The sequence below is a fragment of the Dietzia massiliensis genome, from assembly GCF_018390595.1.
GTDB lineage: Bacteria > Actinomycetota > Actinomycetes > Mycobacteriales > Mycobacteriaceae > Dietzia > Dietzia massiliensis.
The window spans coordinates 1-17,690 of the sequence record NZ_JAHBAV010000059.1 but is presented as its reverse complement, the minus strand read 5'-3'; the positions used below and the strand labels follow the sequence as shown (position 1 = coordinate 17,690).

Here is a 17,690-nt window from a genome sequence, read left to right as displayed (position 1 = left end):
CATGACGGACTGGGCCTGCGCGGCGGGGGCGGCGGCACCCGATCCGCCGCCGGAGGACTTGCCGGCCTCGTCGGCGGCCTTGCGCGCCTTCTCGAGGTCGCGGGTCAACTCCTCGACCCGCTGCCGGAGATCTTCGTTGTCCGAGACGAGTTCCGCGAGCTCCGTCTCGACCAGGTCCAGGAACTGGTCGACTTCGTCCTCGTTGTAGCCACGCTTGCCGATCGGTGGCTTGGAGAACGCGACGTTGTGCACATCGGCTGGTGTCAACGGCATGGGATACCCCTCGTGGTCGTCTCGGGTGCCGGTCCGGCGTTCTCGCACCGGACCCACGACTTCATTACTACCTTAACGGTGGCCAATCTAGTCACAACCGGCCCGCGCGTCACCAGCGGCCGTGGTCCGGGACGGTGAGCCGGGGCCGCCCTGCCGGCCGCCGCGCGGCCCGGTCGGTCTAGATGAAGGCCAGGATGACGACCCGCAGCACCATGAGGATGATGAAGAGGACCAGGACCGACAGGTCCAGGGAGACCTGACCCAGGCGGACCGGCTTGATGACCTTCCGCAGCGCCTTGACCGGCGGGTCCGTGATGGTGAACAGCCATTCCAGCACCACCGCGAGGACACCCTTCGGGGTCCAGCTGCGGGAGAACGAGGCGATCATCTCCACCACGATCCGGCCCAGCAACAGGAACCAGAAGACCTCGATCACGTAATAGAGGACCAGCAGAATCAACGTCACGCTTCAACCCTACTGTCCCGGGCCGTCGCGGCGCCCGAGGGCACCCTATGCCCGCCGACGGGCCGGCCGGTCAGCGGCGGAAGGCGCCGTTGACGGCGTCGCGGACCTCGGCCTCGGTGAGGTCCATGCCGGCGGGCTGCAGGAGGAAGGTGCGCTCGCGGTCGGCGACCTTCTCCATGCGGCCGTCGAGGCCGAAGACGAGGCCGGCGGCGAAGTCGACCATGCGTCGGGCGTCGCCGGACGCCATCGTGGACAGGTCCAGGACGACCGCGCGTCCGGCGCGGAAGTGCTCGCCGAGGCTCTTGCCGTCACCGAAGCCGCGGGGCCGCTCGACGACGGTCTCGGGCACGGTGACGAGCCCGTCCTCGACGAAGTCCTCCTCCGGCGCGAGGGCGACGGCACCGCGGGTGGCGGGCACACCGCGGAGGTTGGCGCGCGCGCCGGCCTCGGCCGCGTGGTAGCGGCGGGGGCGCGGAGCCGGCTCCTCGACGGGCGCACGGCGGGCGGCGGCACGCTCGTCGACGGGGTCGAGGTCGGCGACGCGGGAGCGGGGCGCGGGCTCGTCGAGGTACCGGTCGGCGGCGTAGCCGTAGTCGTCCCGGCGGTCGCGGGCGACCGGACCGAGGTCGTCCGTGTCGTGCATTCCGCGACCGACGCGCGCGTCGTGGTGGACGGGGCGGTCGTAGTCGTCCAGGTACTCGTCCTCGTACGCCGCGACGGGCGCCATTCCGAAGTACTCCTTGAACCGGGCGATTGCGCTCATCTTCCGGGACCTTCCTGGTAACGGGGTCGTCGCGGGCGTGTGTTCTTCGCGGGCGGGTGTCCCGCGAGGCTGGATCTCAAACTACTGGTCGGGGGCCGAGGATCGCCGTTCCGACACGCACGCAGGTGGAACCTGCCGCGATCGCCTCCTCGATGTCCCCGGACATGCCCGCGGAGAACTCGACGGCGTCGGGGTGCCGGCGCCGCAGGTCGGCGGCGACGTCGGCGGCGTCGGCGAAGTGGGCGGCGGGATCGCCGGAGAGCGGGGGCACCACCATGAGGCCGGCCAGACGGAGGTGCCCGAGTCCGGCGACGTGATCGGCGAGGGCCGGCAGGTCCTCGCGGGTGACCCCACCGCGCGAGGTGTCGCCATCGAGGCTCAGCTGGAGCAGGACGGGCAGGGGCGTGACGCCGTCGCGCTCGTCGGCGGCGCGGGCGCGGCCGCGCTCGAGCCCGTTCGCGACCTTCACGGAGTCCACCGAGTGGACCCGGTCGGCCCACCCGGCCACGGCGGCGGCCTTGTTGGACTGGATGTGCCCGACCATGTTCCACCGCACGGACGCCGCCAGCTCGGCGTCGGCGGCGGTCAGGTCGTCGACCTTGGCCGCCGCCTCCTGCACCCGGTTCTCGCCGACGTCGCGCACCCCGAGGCGGGCGAGGTGGACGACGTCGGTGACGGGATGGAACTTGGTGACGACGACGAGGTCGACCTCGTCGGTCCGGCCCGCCGCCGCCCGCGCCGCGTCCATGCGTTCGCGGGTCTCGGCCAGCCGCGCGGCGAGTTCTGTGGCCCTGGTGTCGGTCATGTCCGCCCTTTCGTCTCCCGGTCCGGCGGGTCGGCCGGCCCGGCCTGCTACACCTGCCGCCAGATCACGCTGGCCTGGCGCCCGGTCCGCCCCTGTCGACGATAGGAGAACAGGGACTGCTCGGCGATCGTGCAGCGGGGGTCGGAGTCGACGCGCGTCACGCCCAGCCCGGCGAGCTGGCGGGTGATGCCCTTGCGCAGGTCGACGCCCGCCGTTCCGGCGACGGTCCGGGTGCGACTGCCGGGCAGAGCCGCCTCGACCTCGTCGGCCAGGTCGTCGGGCAGCTCGTAGTGCTCCCCGGCCGCCGCCGGGCCGAGGAGCACCGTGATCCGCTCCGGACGCGCCCCGAGCGAGGTCATGGCGCCGATGAGGTCGGGGACGATCCCGCCGACCGCGCCGACGCGTCCGGCGTGCACGGCCCCGATCACGCCGGCCTGCTCGTCCGCGGCGAGCACCGGGACACAGTCGGCGGTGAGCACCGCCAGCGCGAGGCCGGGCCGGTCGATCACGAGTCCGTCCGTGGCGGGGACGGGCCCGCCGGTCGGCCTGGTGACGCGGGCGATCCGGGTGCCGTGGACCTGGTCCATCCACACGATGTCGGTCGCGGGCAGGCCGAGTCGGCGGGCCAGCCGCGCGCGGTTGGCGGCCACGGCGGCGGGGGCGTCACCGACGTGGTCGCCGAGGTTGAACGAGTCGAAGTCTCCGGTCGACGCGCCACCGCGGCGGTCGGTGACCACCCGGCGGACGCGCCCCGTCCCGTTGGGCGTCACGGTGCGCCGTGTCAGTGCCGCATGAAGGGCGGGACGTCGATGTCGTCGTCCTCGTCGCGGCGACGGGACGACGACGAGGACGTGCCCGCCGAGCTCGCGGACGACCCGCCGGAGCCCGGGTAGGCCGACTCCTCGCGACCGCGACCGCCGAGGGGCGTCGATCCGAGCTCCGAGGCCCCGCCGGTGTCGCCGGAGGCGCCGGGGACCGACTCGTCGTCGTCGAGGTGGTGGCGGCCGCGGCGAGGCTGGGCCGCTCCGGCCGTGACCGGTCGGGACCCGCCCTCGAACCCGGCGGCGATGACGGTCACGCGGACCTCGTCGCCGAGGGAGTCGTCGACGACCGTGCCGAAGATGATGTTGGCGTCGGGGTGCGCCTCCTCCTGCACGAGGGAGGCGGCCTCGTTGATCTCGAACAGGCCCAGGTCGCTGCCACCGGCGATGGACATGAGCACGCCCTTGGCGCCCTCCATCGTGGTCTCGAGCAGCGGCGAGTTGATGGCGGCCTCAGCGGCCTTGAACGCGCGGCCCTCCCCGCGGGAGGAGCCGATGCCCATGAGCGCGCTGCCGGCGCCGGACATGACGCCCTTGACGTCGGCGAAGTCGACGTTGATGACGCCGGGCGTGGTGATGAGGTCGGTGATGCCCTGCACGCCGTTGAGCAGCACCTCGTCGGCGGTCTTGAACGCCTCCATCATCGACACCCCCGCGTCGCCCAGCTGCAGGAGGCGGTCGTTGGGGATCACGATGAGCGTGTCGCAGGCCTCGCGCAGGGCGTCGATGCCGGCGTCGGCCTGGCCGCCGCGGCGCTTGCCCTCGAACGAGAACGGGCGCGTGACCACGCCCACGGTGAGAGCGCCGAGCTTGCGGGCGATGGCCGCCACGACGGGCGCGCCGCCGGTGCCGGTGCCGCCGCCCTCGCCGGCGGTGACGAAGACCATGTCGGCGCCCTTGAGCACCTCCTCGATCTCGTCCTTGTGGTCCTCGGCGGCCTTACGGCCAACCTCGGGGTCGGCGCCCGCGCCGAGCCCGCGGGTGAGCTCGCGGCCCACGTCGAGTTTGACGTCGGCGTCGGACATGAGGAGGGCCTGCGCGTCGGTGTTCACGGCGATGAACTCGACGCCCTTGAGCCCCTCGTCGATCATCCGGTTGACCGCGTTCACGCCGCCGCCGCCGATGCCGACGACCTTGATGACTGCGAGGTAGTTGTGAGGTGAGCTCATCGAGGCCCGGCCTTCCTATGGGGGTGTCGTGCTCGGTTGCGTGCTGTCTCGACGAAACGTTCCATGAACCCTGAAGTCTCACCCTCTAGTTGAGGGTTAAACTTGCTGGTCAGAGGTGGTTTCGGCCGTCGGAACACCACGGTAGGGCTACCGGCCCCGCGCGTCCACGAGGCTCGCGGGCGTGTCGTGCGTACCGGGCCGTTGGCCGTGCTCCGCCGGGGTGCGGACATGGCGCCGGCGGGGCCCTAGCGGGACGTCGGCAGGGCCGGGTTGGACACGTTCCAGATCTGTCCCGGCTGCTCGAGCACCATCTGCAACGCCACGGCCTTCTCCCGGTCGCGGTCGGCCGCTCCCCACTCGACGATCCGCCCGTCGGCGAGGGTGAGCACGATCGACGCACGGGTGTCGACCTCCACGGCGGTGATCTCCTGACCGGCCGTGCCCCGCACCTCGGCGAAGACCGTCGCCAGGTCGCGCACGACCGCCGGCAGCTCGTCGCGGGCGTCCTCCCCCACCGTGAGCACCGGCGTCCCGGGCGGGACCTCCCCCGGGCCGAAGTCGATGCCCTGGGCGTCCACGAGATGCTGCTCGCCGTCGACCTCCACCACCACGAGTGCGGTGCGCTCGACGAGCTCGATCCGCAGCCCGGACGGGTAGTCCCGCTTGACCGTCACCAGATCCACACGCGGGATGCCCGCCACCCGCCGGGCGACCGCGTGGGTGTCGACCTGGAGCAGCGGCGTTCCCGGCGCGACCGCCGCGCGCTCGGTGACGACCTCCGCGGGGATCGTCCGGGTGCCGTCGACGCTCACCTCACGGACGGCGAACACCGGCAGGAAATACAGCGCGATGTAGCCGAGCAGCACCACGACCAACGCGATGCCGAGCCCGGCGTAGATCCGGTTGGTCCGCCGGCGGCGGCGCCGCAGGCGTGCGCGCACGGCCGGGTCGGAGTGACGGACCCGCTCGTCGGAGCGGCGCAGGTCGGCCGCGGCGCGTCGGCGATCGGGGTCGTCGGTCGGCGGGGTGTCCCCCGCCGGCACCTCGGTGGACGCCTCGGTGGGCGGTGGCCCGGGGTCGGGCCCCGGTCGCTCCGCGGCGGGGTCGACGTCCGGCGCACCGGGCGCACGCTCGGTGGCCGGCCCGCCGGGGGCGTCGCGGTCACCGACGATGCCGCGCTCCTCGGGCGTGCCATGGCCGTCGCCGTCGTCACGATCGTCGCGGTCATCGCGGTGGCGGGGATCGCCGGGCTCGTCGGTCACCGCGCGGCCCTCCTCACGGTTCCCCGCCGGCGACGATCCGCGGGCCGAGAGTGGTGATGTCGCCGGCACCGAGGGTGAACACTACGTCGCCGGGCCGCAGGATCCCGGTGACCGTCGTCAGCGCGCTGTCGAGGTCGGGCACGTGGTGGACGGCCGCGGTGACGTTCCGGGCGATCAGCCCGCCGTCGACGCCGGGCTCGGGTCGCTCGCGCGCGCCGTAGACGTCGAGAACCACCACCTCGTCGGCGAGCGACAGTGCGCGGCCGAACTCCTCGGCGAAGATCCTGGTGCGCGAGTACAGGTGGGGCTGGAAGACGGCGACGAGCCGCCCCCCGTCCGCCTCGACGATCTCCCTCGCGGCGCCGAGCACCGCGGCGACCTCCGTGGGGTGGTGGGCGTAGTCGTCGTAGACGCGCGCCCGCCCGCCGCCGACCACGGCCTCGCCCTTGGGCTCGAAGCGTCGTCCGACGCCGCCGAACCCGGACAGGCCGGCGAGGAACCCGTCCGCGTCGAAGCCGCCCGACACGGCCACCTCGCGGGCGGCGAGCAGGGCGGCGAGGGCGTTGAGCGCCATGTGCTCGCCCGGGGTGCCCACGTGCAGCTCGCCGTGCGACGCGCCGTCGAGGGAGAGCCGGGCCCGCGTGCCGTCGGAGTCGACGGTGATCCCCGCGAGCTCCCCTGCCACCGGCAGGTCGGTCGTCGGCCCGTCGGCGGTGCGGTACCCCACCACGCGGACGCCGGCGGCCGCGGCCCGACGCGCGCGCTCGGCCGCGCCCTCGTCATCGACGCACACCACGAGCGCGCCGGTGTCGGGGATACGGGCGAGGAAGGTGTCGAAGACCTCGTAGTACGCCTCGGCGGTGCCGAAGTGGTCGAGGTGGTCGGGTTCGGCGTTGGTGAGGATCACGACGTCGGGCTCGTAGTGCACGAGGGAGCCGTCGGACTCGTCGGCCTCGGCCACGAACACGGGGTCGGCGCCGCCGCGAGCGTTGGTCCCGAACTGCAGGACGGTGCCGCCCACCGCGAAGGACGGGTCGGACCCGGCGGAGAGCATGCCCGCGATGAGCATCGAGGTGGTGGAGGTCTTGCCGTGGGTGCCGCACACCATGATCGAGCGGCCCGCCCGGGCGAGGTGCCCGAGGACCTGCGACCTGGTGACGACCGGGACGCCCGCGGCCCGCGCCGCGACGAGCTCGGGGTTGTCGGCGGGGATCGCCGCCTTGGACACCACGACGATCTGCGGGGGCGAGCCGAGGGCCTCGAGGGCGTCGGCGTCGTGGCCGACGCGCACGACGGCGCCGCGATCGGCCAGCGCGCGCAGGTCGGCCGAGTCGCGGGCGTCGCTGCCGGAGACCGCCACGCCGTGGTCGAGCAGGATCCGCGCGACGCCGGACATCCCCGCGCCGCCGATACCGATCATGTGGACGCGCTCGAGCGTGGCGGGCACGGAGTCGGTGCCGGGGGTGGTGCTGGTCAACGCGGGGCCTTTCCGGCGGCGTCCAGCGCGATGCGCGCCACGACCTCCGCCGCGTCTCGGGAGCCGCCGTGGACGGCGGCCTCGGACATCATCTGGAGCCGGTCGGGGTCCAGCGCGAGCGGCAGGACCTCCGAGCGGAGGTGGTCGGGCGTGAGGTCGGAGTCCTCCACGAGCAGGGCCGCGCCGCCGGCGACGAGGTCGCGGGCGTTGAGAGCCTGCTCGCCGTTGCCGTGGGGCAGAGGGACGAACACCGCGGGCAGCCCGACGGCGGACACCTCGGCGACGGTGATGGCACCCGACCGGCACAGGATGAGGTCAGCGGCGGCGTACGCCAGGTCCATGCGGTCGAGATACGGCACGGTCACGTACGGCGCGCCGCTGGGCGGTACGACCGGGGCGTCGTCGAGGTTCTTCGGACCGACCGCGTGTAGGACGCCCACGCCGGCGCGGGAGAACTCCTCGGCGACCGCCGCCATGGCGGTGTTGAGCGACCGCGCGCCCTGGGAGCCGCCCACGACGAGCAGGACGGGCCCGTCGGGGTCCAGCCCGAAGGTCGCGCGGGCCTGCGACCGCAGGGCCGCGCGGTCGAGGGTCGCGACGGCGCGGCGCACGGGGTTGCCCACGACGCGGGCGTCGAGCCCCGACCCGGTGACCGCGGCGAGGGTCGCGACGGCGAACCGCGCGCCGAGCTTGTTGGCGATCCCCGCGCGCGAGTTGGCCTCGTGGACGACGATCGGCACGCGGCGACGCGCGCCCCCGGACGCGGGTCGCAGCGGCGCCGCCGCGGCCAGGTACACGGGCACACACGCGTATCCGCCGAAGCCCACGACGACGTCCGCGTCCGTGCGTCGCAACACCTCGCGTGCCCCGCGCACGGCCCGGACGAGACGCCCGGGCAGGCGGAACAGGTCGCCGCCGACACTGCGCGGCAGCGGGACCGGATCGACCAGTTCGAGTGACACGCCCCGCTTGGGGACGAGGTCGGTCTCCAGGCCGCGCGGGGTGCCCACTGCGGTGACGCGTGCGGTCGGGTCGAGGGCGGTGACGGCCTCCCCCACCGCGAGCGCGGGCTCGATGTGGCCGGCGGTGCCGCCGCCGACCACGAGGACCGAGGGACCGCCTGTGGACGCCGCGCTCATCGCTCGCGTCCCCGGTGGATGGGGCTGGGCCGGCCGGCGCCGGGGCTCTGGCGGCCCCCTGCGTCGGGGGCCGGGCGGCGCGGCTGGCGGCGCTCGGCCTCGCGTCCGCGGACGGGCCGGGCGGTGCGGCCGGTCATCGCGGTCGCCCCGCGCCGACGTTCGCGGGCGGCGTCGGCCGGGATCGGCATGGTCTCGTACGCCGGCGGCCGCGGTCCGCCGCGCGGCGGACGCGGCACGGGGGCGGGCTGGGCCGTGCGCCGGGCGCCGGCGGCCCGGTCACGCGACGCGGGCCCGCCGGGGCGGGACTGCTGGCGGCGGGTGACGGGGTCGCCGTACCGCCGGGCGCCCTCGCTCGAGCGACCGGGCGCCGATGAGGCGGGGACGGGGCGCTCGGGCCGGTAGGGGCGCGGGTCGGGCAGGGAGAACCACCGGTGCCGACGGCGGTTCGGGGAGCTGAGGATCGCGGAGATGGCCTCGGGCTCGTGCCGGGCGCAGTTGGCGAGCAGGCCGAGCGAGGTGAGCGTGACGACCGCGGAGGTACCGCCGTTGGAGATGAGCGGCAGCTGCAGGCCGGTCACCGGCAGCAGGCCCACGACGTAACCGATGTTGATGAACGCCTGCAGGACGATTGTCGCGGAGATGGTGCCCGCTAGCAAGCGGCGGAACGGGTCCACCGAGCGCATGGCGATCCGCATGCCGACCCAGCCGAGGGTGAGGTAGAGCGAGACGACGACCGCGGCACCGAACCAACCGAGCTCCTCGCCGATGATGGCGAAGATGAAGTCGTTGGTGGCCTCCGGCAGGTAGAACCACTTGGCGCTCGACTGCCCCAGGCCGACGCCGAACAGTCCGCCGTCGGCCAGGGAGAGCATGCCCTGGTACGACTGGTACGCCGCGCCCTGGGGGTTGGAGAAGTCACCGCGGAACGTGTCGAGGTAGGTCCGGATCCGCTCGAAGCGGTAGGCGAACGCCACCGCGAGGACGCCGAAGACGACGACGCCGACGGCGATCACCCACGCGAAGTGCCGCGCGGGGTACCCGGAGAACCACAGGATGCAGAGGAAGGCGATGGTCACCGCGGTGGCCATGCCCAGGTCGGGGGCGACGACGACGAGGACCGCCACGATGAGGTACCCGACGACCGCCGGGAAGAGCAGGTCCAGCCAGTAGCCAGTCCGCACGCGCTTGGCGACCACGGACGACGCCCAGATGATGAGGGCGAACTTGGCGATCTCGGCGGGCTGGATCGAGAAGATGCCGAGGTCGATCCAGCCACGGGAGCCGTTGACCTCGGAGCCGATGCCGGGGATGAGCACCGCGACGAGCAGGCCGATGGACACGAGCAGCAGCGGGAACGCCGCGGCGCGCAGCAGCTCGATGCGCAGGCGCAGGGCCAGGACGAAGCCCATCCAGCCGATGAGCACGAACATCGCCTGGCGCAGGAAGATGTCGAACGGCGTGCCGCCGCCGGAGAACGCCAGCACGTTGGAGCTGGACAGCACCATGCCCAGGCCGATGACCGTGAGCAGGGCCGTGACCACCATGACCACGTGGTACGACGTCAGGGGTGCCCGGTTGATCGCGGCCAGTGGCGCGGCGATACGCCCGAGCAGGTCGGGCCGATCGGCCCGGTCGCCGCTCTCGGCCGCGTCGGATCCGCCGGCCGTGACGGCCCGGTCGTGAGGTGCCTTGTCTCGCAGTGCCATAGCCTCTACCTCCCGGCCACGCGGCCCACGGCGAGGACGAAGCTGCGCCCCCGGTGGCCGTAGTCGGTGAACATATCCATCGACGCGGCAGCCGGGGCGAGCAACACGGTGTCGCCTCCGGTGGCCATCCGCGCGGCCTCGGCGACCGCGCGGTCCATCGTCTGCTGCGGCTCGTCGGGACCCGCAGCGTCGTCATCGTCTCCCGAGGCCAGCTCCACGACGGGCACCGTCGGCGCGTGTCGTGCCAATGCCCCGGCGATCTGCCCGCGGTCGCGGCCGATGAGGACCACCCCGCGCAGGACATCGGCGACCTCGGCGACCAGTGGCTCGACGTCGGCGCCCTTGAGCAGTCCGCCGGCGATCCACACCATCGGCCCGCCCGCGAGCAGCGAGGTGCGGGCGGCGTGCGGATTGGTGGCCTTAGAGTCGTCGATGTAGGTGACCCCGTCGACGACTCCGACCGGTTCGGCGCGATGGGCGCCCACCGTGAACGAACGCAGGGCCGCGGCGACGTGCTCGGCCCGCGCGCCCACGGACATGGCCACGGCCGAGGCGGCGAGTGCGTCGAGGACGCCCGCGGGCCCGGCCGGGCGCACGTCCGCGGCCGGCATCAGCGCCACCTCGTCGTCGTCGTCACCACCGCCGATCCGCGCGGTGAGCACGCCGTCGACCACGCCACACTCCCCCGCGGCGGGCGCGCCGAGGCGCACCCCGATACGCGTCGCGGCGGGCGCGTCGGCGAGCAGTCGGGCGGCGATCTCGTCGTCGGCACCGGCCACGGCCACCCGGCCGGTGAGGACCTGCGCCTTGGCCGCGGCGTACGCCTCCATGGACCCGTGCCAGTCGAGATGGTCCTCGGCGACGTTGAGGACCACGCCCACGTCCGGCCGGCAGCTCGGCGCCCAGTGCAGCTGGAAACTCGACAGTTCGGCCGCGAGCACCTCCACGCGCGGCTCGGCCAGCAGCACGTCGGTCACCGGCAGCCCGATGTTCCCGCACGCGCGCGCCGCCATGCCCGCCTCGAGGCAGATCGCCTCGAGCATCGAGGTGGTGGTGGTCTTTCCGTTGGTACCGGTCACCGCGAGCCACGTGCGGCGGGGGCCGAACAACTCGGCGGCATCTGCGCGCCACGCCAGCTCCACGTCGCCCCACACGGCGATCCCGGCGTCGGCCGCGGCGACCAGCAGAGGCGAGTCGGGGCGCCACCCCGGGCTGGTCACGACCAGGTCGATACCGATCCGGTCGACCGCACCGGCTGCACCGGCCCCGCCGGCTCCACCGGCCTGGCCGACCGGTCCGCGCGAGGCGGCCAGGAGTTCGGCGGCGCGGTCGAGATCGACGCCCTCGCACGCGACACCGTCCGGCAGCGCCTCCCGCAGGCGTGCGATCGCCTCGGGTCGCGAGTCGGCGACCACGGGCTCGGCGCCCAGCGCGTCGAGGATGCGTACAGCGCCCGGCCCGGACACGCCCGCGCCCAGGACCAACACCCGCAGCCGGTGCAGCCCCCGGATGTCCGGCCCCGGCCGGTCGGTCGACGCGGCGGTCTCGGTCATATCGGTCATGTCGCTCATCCCGCCGAGCTCGCGAGCCAGTCGCCGTAGAACAGCGCGATCGCCAGGCCACACGAGATGGCCACCAGCAGCCAGAACCGGATCGTCACCGTGGTCTCGGCCCAGCCGCCGTTCTCGAAGTGGTGGTGGATGGGCGTCATGCGGAACGGGCGTCGGCCCGTGGTGCGGAACGCGGCGACCTGGATGAGGACGGAGACGAACTCGATGACGAACACCGCTCCCACGACGACCATGAGCAGCTCGGTCCGCGACACGACGGACACGCCCGCGACGATGCCGCCGAGGAACATCGAGCCGGTGTCGCCCATGAAGATCTTGGCCGGCGCAGCGTTCCACCACAGGAAGCCCAGACACGCGCCGAGCCCTGCCGAACACACCACGGCGATGTCCAGGGGATCGCGGACCTGGTAGCAGCCCGACAGGTTGACGCCCTCGGCGGTGGAGAAGCAGGAGTAGCGGAACTGCCAGAAGCTGAACACGACGTAGGTGCCCATGACCATGGCCATGGAGCCGGCGGCGAGGCCGTCGAGTCCGTCGGTGAAGTTGACCGCGTTGGACCAGCCGTAGACGAGGATCACGATGAAGACGAGGAAGACGACGACGGGAAAGGTCACGGCCACGAAGTCCCGCACGTAGCTCAGCGACCGGCTGGCCGGGGTGAGCCCGTCCGAGTTGCGGAACTGGAGGACGAGGATTCCGAACGCCAGCGCCGCGAGGACCTGCCCGACCGTCTTCGACAGGATGCCCAGGCCCTTGTTCTGCCGCTTGAACACCTTGAGGCCGTCGTCGATCATGCCGACCACGGCCAGCGCCGTGGCCAGGCCGAGGATGAGCAGGCCGGAGGCGGTGAACCCGCCGCCGCCCACGGTGAACTGCCCGATCAGCCCGGCGACGATATAGCCGAGCCACACGGCGGCGAGGATCGCGAGACCGCCCATGTTGGGCGTGCCCCGCTTGCCCATGTGGGACTGCGGGCCCTCGAGCCGGATCTCCTGCCCGTAGCCATGGCGGCGGAAGTAGATGATGAGCATCGGAGTGAGGAAGATGCTCACGACGAAGCCGACGATGCCGGCGACCATGATCTGGGTCATTGACTACTTCTCCTCACCGCGCGCCGCGAGCACGTGCTCCGCGACACTCCACAGGCCGACGGCCGCCGAGGCCTTGACCAGGACGATGTCGCCCGGCTCGAGCCTCGAGTCCAGGATCTCCACGGCCTCCTCGGCGGTGGCGACGTGCTCCGCCTCGGATCCCCACGACCCCTCCTGGATCGCGCCCTGGAACATCGCGCGCTGGGGCCTGCCCAGTCCCACGACCACCAGCTGGGACACGTCCAGCCGGACGAGGAAGCGTCCGATGAGGTCGTGCTCTATCACCGCGTCATCGCCGAGCTCCGCCATCTCCCCCAGCACGGCCCACGTCCGGCGCGGACGGCCGCCGCCCGACCGGGCCATGACGGCCAGCGACCTCAGCGCCGCCCGCATCGAATCGGGGTTGGCGTTGTAGGAGTCGTTGATGACGGTGATCCCGTCGGCCGTGACGCGCACGTCCATCCGCCGCTCGGAGGCGGCCTCGGCGGTACCCAGCGCCGCCGCGATCCGCTCGACGTCCATCCCGCACGCGAGACCCACCGCGGCCGCCGACAGGGCGTTGCCCACCTGGTGCTCGCCGTGCACGCGCAACGCGACCTCCGCCTCACCCCGCGGGGTGACCAGCGTGAACGAGGCGCGCACCTCGTCGTCGAGCCTCACCCCCTCCGCACGGACGTCCGCGGACCCGCCCAGCCCCACCGTCACGACCTCGGCGGAGGTCCGGCCGGCCATGGCGGCGACACGGTCGTCGTCGGCGTTGAGGACGGCGACCCCGCCGTGCGCGGCGTCCGGCAGCGCCTCGACGAGCTCGCCCTTGGTGGCGGCGATGACCTCGCGCGAGCCGAACTCGCCGAGGTGCGCGGTGCCGACGTTGAGGACCACTCCGACGCGCGGGGGCGCGAGGGCCGCGAGCTCGCGGATGTTGCCGGGTGCGCGGGCGCTGAGTTCGAGGACGAGGAAATCGGTGTCCTCGTCGGCGCGGAGCGCGGTCCACGGGTGGCCGATCTCGTTGTTGAACGAGCCCGGGGGCGCGACGACCGTGCCGGCCGCTGACAGCACGGCTCCGATGAGGTCCTTGGTGCTGGTCTTGCCCGACGACCCGGTGACCCCCACGACGACGAGCCCGTGGTCGGCGACCAGCCGGTCGACGCTCGCGCGCGCGAGGGCGCCGAGCGCGGTGAGCACGGCGGCGCCGGAGCCGTCGGTGTCGGCGGCCAGCGCCATGGCGTTGGTCTCGCGACGGCCGACCGCGGGCACGACGATCTGCGCACCGTCCACGCCGTCGACCTCGTGCGCGACGAGCGCACCGGCCGCCCCCGCGTCGAGCGCGCGGGCGACGAAGTCGTGGCCGTCGACGCGTTCGCCGGGCAGGGCGAGGAACAACCCGCCCGGGGCGAGGCGGCGGGAGTCGAACTCCACGGTGCCGGTCACGGCCGTCGACGGGTCACCACCGACCAACCGACCGCCGACTATCCCCGCGATCTCGCCGAGGGTGAGGTCGATCATGGTGTGCTGTCCTCCGTCTCGCCCGTGGGGGCGCGGTATCCGAGTCGTCTGACGAGTTCTTCCGCGGCCCTGGCCCGGTCGTCGAACGGGTGCACGACGCCGGCGACCTCCTGACCGGTCTCGTGTCCCTTCCCGGCGATCACGACGACGTCGCCGGCGCGGGCCCAGTCGATCGCGGTGGCGATCGCGGCGCCGCGGTCGCCGACCTCCTCGACGCGGGTGTCGGGCCCGGCGGCCTGTTCGGCCCCCGCGCGGACGGCGGCGCGGATGGCGGCGGGGTCCTCGCTGCGGGGGTTGTCGTCGGTCACCACCACGAGGTCGGCGATCTCGGCCGCGGCGGCCCCCATCTTGGGGCGCTTACCCGGGTCGCGGTCGCCCCCGGCGCCGAGGACCACGGCCACACGGCCCTCGGTCTGCGCGCGGACGGAGCGCAGGACCGCGGCGACCGCACCCGGCTTGTGGGCGTAGTCCACGAGGACGCGGAAGTCCTGGCCGCGCACGACCGGCTCGAGACGGCCGGGCACCCGCACCCGCATGAGTCCGGCCGCGGCTGCGGCGACGTCCCCGCCCAGGGCGTCGACGATCGCCAGCGCCACGAGCGCGTTGGCGACGTTGAACCGACCCATCAGCGGGAGCTCGACGTCCACGGTCGACCCGTCGGGCCCGTGGACGGTGAACTCCTGGGTGTCGCGGTCCGTCGGGGTGGCTTCACCGGCCGTCCAGTCGGCGTCGGCGCCGGGATCGGCGGACACGGTCACCGCGTCCGGGCGCATCCCCACCAGGCGGCGGCCCCACTCGTCGTCGATCACGACGACCGCCCGCTCGGCCGGCCACACCGCCGAGCCCGGGTCCGCCTCGACGTCGAACAGCCGCGCCTTGGCGCGGAAGTAGTCGTCCATGCTCGGGTGGAAGTCCAGGTGGTCCTGCGACAGGTTGAGGAACGCGCCCACGGCGAACCGGACGCCGTCCACCCGGCCGAGCCGCAGGGCGTGGCTGGAGACCTCCGCCGCGACGGCGCGTGCCCCCGCGGCTCGCATCCGGGCGAGCAGGGCCTGGAACTCGGGTGCCTCGGGGGTGGTGAGCCGGCTGGGCAGGGCGCGGCCGTCCACGCGGCTGCCGGTGGTGCCGATGAGACCGGCGACGTGCCCGCAGCCCTCGAGGGCGGCCTCGACAAGGTAGGTGGTGGTGGTCTTGCCGGAGGTGCCGGTGATGCCGACGACGTCGAGGTCGGCGGACGGGTCTCCGGTCACCGCCGCGGACACCGCGCCGAGAACCGCGCGCGGGGCGGGGTGGACGAGGACGGGCAGGCGCCCGGCGACGGCGGCCATCAGCTCGATGCCCTCGGGGTCGGTGAGTACCGCGGATGCGCCCGCCTCGACGGCGGTGGCCCCGAACGAGGCGCCGTGGACGCGGGTTCCGGGCAGGGCGGCGAAGAGGATGCCCCGGCCGCAGTCCTGGGCCCGGATGGTCGCCCCGGTGAGGTCGAGGTCGGCCCCGGACCTGTCGCCGAGGAGCCTGGCCCCCACCGCATCTGCCAGCTGTCGCGCCGTGGTCATCGCCTGTCCTCGCCCCGCCTTCCTCGCTCGATCCCTCCCGTGAACCCGCTACACGCTACCCTGCCGGGCGCCGGTCACCGCGCCTGCAGGACCAGTTCCGGCGCGGGGGCGGACGGCGGGATGTTGTCCCTGTTGACCAGCCATGACGCGATGTCGTGGAACAGCGGGGCGGCGGACGCGCCGAGCACGCCGCGGGAGGGCGCGTCGAGCATGATGGCGATCACGTAGCGCGGGTCGTCGGCCGGCAGGATGCCGGCGAAGGTGATCCAGTAGCGCGAGTTGGAGTAGCAGGAGCAACCCGGGTCGATCTGCTGCGCGGTGCCGGTTTTGCCGCTGATCTGGTAGCCGGCGACCGCGGCCTGTGGGCCGGTGCCGGCCTGCGCCCCGGGCCCGGACTGCACGACCGCGCGGAACATGTCGCGCACGGTGCGGGCGGTCTCGGTGCTGACCACTCGTTCGCCCTCAGGGCGTTCGGTGGGGTGGCTCTCGCCGTCCGGGCCGACCCGCTCGGCGACGATCCGGGGCGGCACGCGGACGCCGTCGTTGGCGATGGTCTGGTAGATCCCGGCCATCTGCAGGGTGGTCATGGACAGGCCCTGCCCTATCGGCAGGTTGGCGAACGTGCCGCCCTGCCAGTTCTGCAGGTCGGGCACGAGGCCCTCCGACTCCCCCGCCAGTTCGATGCCGGTGCGCTGGCCGAGGCCGAACTTCTCCAGGTACTGCGAGAACGGCTCCTTGCCCACCCGCTGGGCGAGCATGAGAGTGCCGACGTTGGAGGACTTCCCGAAGATGCCGGTCGTGGTGTACGGCGTGGGTCCGTGCTGCCACGCGTCGGAGACCGTGACGCCCTCCATGCGGATGCTGCCGTCGACCGAGTGCACCTCGTCCGGGTGGGTCAGTCCGGCCTCGATGGCGGCGGCCGCGGTGATGATCTTCTGCACGGAGCCCGGCTCGAACGGGGAGGTGATGGCCGGGTTGCCGAGGTCCGCGCCACGCTCGAGCTCGGCGCCCACTCCGACGGCCGGGTTGAACGTGTTGTCGTTGGCCATCGCCCGGACCTCGCCGGTCCGCGCGTCCAGGACGACGGCAGAGGCGCTCTTCGCGCCCGAGGTGTCCTTGGCGGACTGGATCGCCTTCTGGACGTGCCACTGCAGGTCGGCGTCGAGGGTGAGGCGGATCGTGTCGCCGTCGCGCGGTTCGGTGACGTTGCGCAGGGTGCCGGGGATGACCGTGTTGTCCTGGGCCCGGTCGAAGGTCTGCCGGCCGTCCTCGCCGTCGAGCTGGTCGTTGAAGTGGGACTCGATGCCCTGCAGGCCGATCAGCTTGCCCTCGTCGCTCTTGGTGGTGGCGCCGACGACATTGGCGGCGAGCGCGCCACCCGGGTATTCGCGGATGTCGACGCGCTCGGCGCCGATCATCGGGAACTTTCGGACGATCGCGTTGGCCTGGGTGACGTCGACGTTGCGGACGAGGTAGGTGAAGCCGCCGCCGGAGGAGAGCTTGGCCTCGATCTCGTCGCGGTCGACGGCGTCGCCGAGCACGGCCTCGAACTCGTCGGCGATCTCCACGACGAGCTCGTCCCATGTCGGCTTGGTGCTGTCGAGCTCGCGGCGGGCCTCGGCGTTCTGCTGCTCGACGAGCGGCTGGATCGACAGGTCGCGGGCCTCGCGGGTGAAGGCGATGGGGTCGCCGTCCAGATCGACGATCGCCCCGCGGGTGGCGGGCAGGACCTGGTGGACCTGCCGCTGGCTCTCGGCGCGGGCCGCGAGCTCGGTGCCCCCGATCGTCTGTACCCAGAAGAGCTTGACCAGGGCGATCACCATGATCACGGCGAACGCGGACCGCATGAAGGTGAACCGGCGCTCGGTCGAGTTGGTGGTGAGGACCCGGCCGAACCGGTTCGGTGGCCGTCCGACGCCCGGTGCGGTGGCGCGTGGGTCACCCGAGGTAGCCCGGCGTCCCGCTTCCGGGGTGCGTCGTTCGGTCATCTCGGGGGCCTTTCGGGTGGGGGTGCTAGAAGGGTTGTCCGGGCACCGGGGCGAGCGTCGCGGCACCGTCACCGGGAGCCGTCGGGGCGGGCGGCGC

Annotated in this window: 15 protein-coding genes; all 15 read right to left on the bottom strand. The window is 73.4% G+C overall.

What is annotated here, in order from left to right; all coding sequences use genetic code 11:
- The coding region (locus tag KHA85_RS13960) for a DivIVA domain-containing protein (protein ID WP_213186261.1) at positions 1–273 on the bottom strand (273 nt) is incomplete at its 3' end.
- Positions 274–451: 178 nt separating this feature from the next.
- The gene (locus KHA85_RS13955) at positions 452–739 is read right to left on the bottom strand and encodes a YggT family protein (protein WP_007631036.1); all 288 of its coding nucleotides are present in this window, start codon (positions 737–739) and stop codon (positions 452–454) included.
- A gap of 70 nt (positions 740–809) precedes the next feature.
- The gene (locus tag KHA85_RS13950) at positions 810–1,502 is read right to left on the bottom strand and encodes a cell division protein SepF (RefSeq protein WP_213186260.1); all 693 of its coding nucleotides are present in this window, start codon (positions 1,500–1,502) and stop codon (positions 810–812) included.
- A 76-nt stretch (positions 1,503–1,578) separates the two neighbouring features.
- On the bottom strand, positions 1,579–2,307 hold the full coding sequence (locus KHA85_RS13945; RefSeq protein WP_106385863.1) for a YggS family pyridoxal phosphate-dependent enzyme: 729 nt from the start codon (positions 2,305–2,307) through the stop codon (positions 1,579–1,581).
- Positions 2,308–2,354: 47 nt separating this feature from the next.
- Entirely contained in the window at positions 2,355–3,077 is a 723-nt protein-coding gene (gene pgeF / locus KHA85_RS13940; protein WP_213186259.1) for a peptidoglycan editing factor PgeF, read from the bottom strand.
- An 11-nt stretch (positions 3,078–3,088) separates the two neighbouring features.
- Positions 3,089–4,297, bottom strand: a complete 1,209-nt coding sequence (ftsZ, locus tag KHA85_RS13935) for a cell division protein FtsZ (protein ID WP_213186258.1) — start codon at positions 4,295–4,297, stop codon at positions 3,089–3,091.
- A gap of 245 nt (positions 4,298–4,542) precedes the next feature.
- Positions 4,543–5,559: a cell division protein FtsQ/DivIB gene (locus tag KHA85_RS18495; RefSeq protein WP_308936961.1), complete on the bottom strand. Its 1,017-nt coding sequence runs from the start codon at positions 5,557–5,559 to the stop codon at positions 4,543–4,545.
- Positions 5,560–5,572: 13 nt separating this feature from the next.
- The gene (gene murC, locus KHA85_RS13925) at positions 5,573–6,979 is read right to left on the bottom strand and encodes a UDP-N-acetylmuramate--L-alanine ligase (RefSeq protein ID WP_236885714.1); all 1,407 of its coding nucleotides are present in this window, start codon (positions 6,977–6,979) and stop codon (positions 5,573–5,575) included.
- 53 nt (positions 6,980–7,032) lie between these two features.
- Entirely contained in the window at positions 7,033–8,175 is a 1,143-nt protein-coding gene (gene murG, locus KHA85_RS13920; RefSeq protein ID WP_213186256.1) for an undecaprenyldiphospho-muramoylpentapeptide beta-N-acetylglucosaminyltransferase, read from the bottom strand.
- On the bottom strand, positions 8,172–9,881 hold the full coding sequence (gene ftsW, locus KHA85_RS13915; RefSeq protein WP_213186255.1) for a putative lipid II flippase FtsW: 1,710 nt from the start codon (positions 9,879–9,881) through the stop codon (positions 8,172–8,174). Before ftsW ends, murG begins: the two co-directional genes overlap by 4 nt.
- 5 nt (positions 9,882–9,886) lie before the next feature.
- Positions 9,887–11,443: a UDP-N-acetylmuramoyl-L-alanine--D-glutamate ligase gene (gene murD, locus KHA85_RS13910; RefSeq protein ID WP_213186254.1), complete on the bottom strand. Its 1,557-nt coding sequence runs from the start codon at positions 11,441–11,443 to the stop codon at positions 9,887–9,889.
- Between the two features lie 5 nt (positions 11,444–11,448).
- Positions 11,449–12,543 carry a phospho-N-acetylmuramoyl-pentapeptide-transferase gene (mraY, locus tag KHA85_RS13905; protein ID WP_213186253.1) on the bottom strand — a complete coding sequence of 365 codons (1,095 nt, stop codon included), beginning with the start codon at positions 12,541–12,543 and terminating at the stop codon, positions 11,449–11,451.
- Between the two features lie 3 nt (positions 12,544–12,546).
- The gene (locus KHA85_RS13900) at positions 12,547–14,049 is read right to left on the bottom strand and encodes a UDP-N-acetylmuramoyl-tripeptide--D-alanyl-D-alanine ligase (RefSeq protein WP_213186252.1); all 1,503 of its coding nucleotides are present in this window, start codon (positions 14,047–14,049) and stop codon (positions 12,547–12,549) included.
- Positions 14,046–15,605, bottom strand: a complete 1,560-nt coding sequence (locus KHA85_RS13895) for a UDP-N-acetylmuramoyl-L-alanyl-D-glutamate--2,6-diaminopimelate ligase (protein ID WP_213186251.1) — start codon at positions 15,603–15,605, stop codon at positions 14,046–14,048. The genes KHA85_RS13900 and KHA85_RS13895 overlap by 4 nt, the downstream gene beginning before the upstream one ends.
- 74 nt (positions 15,606–15,679) lie before the next feature.
- On the bottom strand, positions 15,680–17,593 hold the full coding sequence (locus KHA85_RS13890) for a peptidoglycan D,D-transpeptidase FtsI family protein (protein WP_213186250.1): 1,914 nt from the start codon (positions 17,591–17,593) through the stop codon (positions 15,680–15,682).
- Between the last annotated feature and the right edge of the window lie 97 nt (positions 17,594–17,690).

Coding starts and splice junctions, on each gene's coding strand:
- KHA85_RS13950 (WP_213186260.1), bottom strand. CDS start 1,502: ATGAGCGCAATCGCCCGGTTCAAGGAGTACTTCGGAATGGCGCCCGTC.
- KHA85_RS13945 (WP_106385863.1), bottom strand. CDS start 2,307: ATGACCGACACCAGGGCCACAGAACTCGCCGCGCGGCTGGCCGAGACC.
- ftsZ (WP_213186258.1), bottom strand. CDS start 4,297: ATGAGCTCACCTCACAACTACCTCGCAGTCATCAAGGTCGTCGGCATC.
- murC (WP_236885714.1), bottom strand. CDS start 6,979: ATGATCGGTATCGGCGGCGCGGGGATGTCCGGCGTCGCGCGGATCCTG.
- murG (WP_213186256.1), bottom strand. CDS start 8,175: ATGAGCGCGGCGTCCACAGGCGGTCCCTCGGTCCTCGTGGTCGGCGGC.
- ftsW (WP_213186255.1), bottom strand. CDS start 9,881: ATGGCACTGCGAGACAAGGCACCTCACGACCGGGCCGTCACGGCCGGC.
- murD (WP_213186254.1), bottom strand. CDS start 11,443: ATGACCGATATGACCGAGACCGCCGCGTCGACCGACCGGCCGGGGCCG.
- mraY (WP_213186253.1), bottom strand. CDS start 12,543: ATGACCCAGATCATGGTCGCCGGCATCGTCGGCTTCGTCGTGAGCATC.
- KHA85_RS13900 (WP_213186252.1), bottom strand. CDS start 14,049: ATGATCGACCTCACCCTCGGCGAGATCGCGGGGATAGTCGGCGGTCGG.
- KHA85_RS13895 (WP_213186251.1), bottom strand. CDS start 15,605: ATGACCACGGCGCGACAGCTGGCAGATGCGGTGGGGGCCAGGCTCCTC.
- KHA85_RS13890 (WP_213186250.1), bottom strand. CDS start 17,593: ATGACCGAACGACGCACCCCGGAAGCGGGACGCCGGGCTACCTCGGGT.